This is a genomic window from Microbacterium sp. Bi128, from assembly GCF_918698205.1.
Window position 1 is genome coordinate 1 of sequence record NZ_CAKKMM010000925.1, and the last position, 2,044, is coordinate 2,044.

Consider the following 2,044-nt stretch of genomic DNA (forward strand, 5'->3'; position numbering starts at 1 on the left):
ACGTACGAGACGCCGGAGGGCACGCGCACGTTGTCTTCGAGCACCCGCATCTCGCCGTGCTCGTCGCGGATCAGGTCGATGCCCGACACCTGGATGCGCACACCGTTGGCGCTCCGGATGCCGGCAGCCTGGCGGTAGAAGTACTGCGACGACGAGATCAGACGCGCGGGCAGGATGCCATCGCGCACGCAGTGCTGATTGCCGTAGGCGTCGTCGAGGAACGCCTCCAGCGCCCGCACGCGCTGCTTCACCCCGGCTTCGATGCGCGACCACTCGTCGTACGCGATCACCCGGGGCACGGCATCCAGGGGGAAGGGCCGTTCCTCGCCGGCGAAGTCGAAGGTCACGCCCTGGGCGAGATACGAGCTGGCGAGCGAGTCGGTGCGCCCGCGGAGCTCTTCCTGCGTCATCTTCGCCAACGCCTGGTACAGCTCCCGATACGCCTCTCGAGATGGTGCCGCGTCTCCGGGGGTGGCCGGGACACCGAACATCTCGTCGTACGCCGGGATGCCGGATGCGGTCTTGCGCGGCGCCAACGTGGAGCCGTAACCGTCGAACAGGTCACCCATGCCCCGAGCCTACCCACGCCCGTGTTGCGGAGGTGTTTCCCCCGCGCGGGGACGGCTGGCTAGGCTGGCCCGACATCTGCCGGCTCGACCAGGGGTCCCACCATGCGCGTGCTCGTCACCAGTTCCCGCAACACGTTCGCTCTCGACCTCATCCGCAAGCTCGGCAGCGTCGGCCACACGGTCTTCGCCAGCGACACGTACGAGGGCGCGGTGGGCAGCCACTCGCGTTTCCTCGCCGGCCACCTCGTCACCCCGTCACCGCGGTTCGCGACGGATGCCTTCATCGACACGGTGAACGCCTATGTGCGCGAGCACGACATCGACGTCATCATCCCGACGTTCGAGGAGGTCTTCTACCTCGCCGCCCGCGTCGCCGACCTGCCCGCGGGCGTGGAGCTGTACGCGGGGAGCTTCGCCGACCTCGCGCGCCTGCACGACAAGGCGAGCTTCCAGCGACTGGCCCAGGAAGCCGACGTCCCCATCCCCGAGACCGTCGTGGTCACCTCGCCCGCGGAGCTGCGCGAGGCGATCGACCGCTTCCCCCGGTACTTCGCCCGTGCGGCGTTCTCGCGCGGCGGCGTGGGGCTGCTCACCAACACGGGCCCGTTGGCGGGGAAGATCCCCGTCGAGGAGTGCGTACCCACTCCCGAGCAGCCGTGGCTGGTGCAGCCGTTCGTGGACGGCCCCATGGTGTGCACGTACAGCGTCGTCGTCGACGGCCGCGTGACCGCCCACACCACGTACAAGGCCGCCGAGCAGTGGGCCCACAGCACCGCGATCGCGTTCGTCGCCGTCGACAGCACCGACACGCTGCGCTACACGCAGCAGCTCGTGGACGCTCTCGACCCGGGGTTCACGGGGCAGATCTCGTTCGACTTCGTCGACCACGGCACCGAGGCCGCGCCCGACTACAAGATCATCGAGTGCAACCCGCGGCCGACGAACGGCGTCATCCTGCTCGAGGCCGACGACGTCTCGCGTGCGATCGAGGGGGCGGTGGAAGAGACGGTCGTGGCGATCCCCGGCACGGAACGCCAGATCACGCTCGCGGTCCTCGCGGACGCCTTCACCGAGCCGCTGAAGCACCTGCCCACGACGCTGCACGATCTGCTGCACGTGCGGGACGTCGGCGCCGGGTGGTGGGACGGTGCGGCGATGCTGTGGAGCCCCGCGACCCTCGTGCACGGCGCGAAGATCTCGCACGGCGACCGCAAAGAGGTGCTCGCCGCCCTCGGCGACGACATCGTCTGGAACGGCGAGCCCATCCCCGGCATGTCCCCCGCCGACGCGGAGTCCCTGGAGTCGGTCCACGCCGGCCGCATCTAGGCGCGTGAGGGGTCAAGAACTGTCGCCTGGCGAGCCGCGCAGCGACGAATATTGACCCCTCACGCGAAAGGTCAGGGGCGGAGGACCACCTTGATGCCGCCGTCCTCTTTCTTCTGGAACATCTCGTAGAGGGCGGGGGCGTCCTCGAG

2 protein-coding genes are annotated in these 2,044 nt (G+C 69.3%); one reads left to right on the top strand and one right to left on the bottom strand.

The genetic code is table 11. From position 1 onward, the window contains the following. Positions 1-569, bottom strand: a 569-nt coding sequence (locus LQV45_RS28070; protein ID WP_230010205.1) for a circularly permuted type 2 ATP-grasp protein, incomplete at its 3' end; no start/stop codon positions are given. A gap of 102 nt (positions 570-671) precedes the next feature. On the opposite strand from LQV45_RS28070, the gene LQV45_RS28075 reads away from it, so the two are divergent. Next, positions 672-1,895, top strand: coding sequence for a carbamoyl-phosphate synthase large subunit (locus LQV45_RS28075; RefSeq protein WP_230010206.1), 1,224 nt, complete (start codon positions 672-674; stop codon positions 1,893-1,895). Positions 1,896-2,044 lie beyond the last annotated feature (149 nt).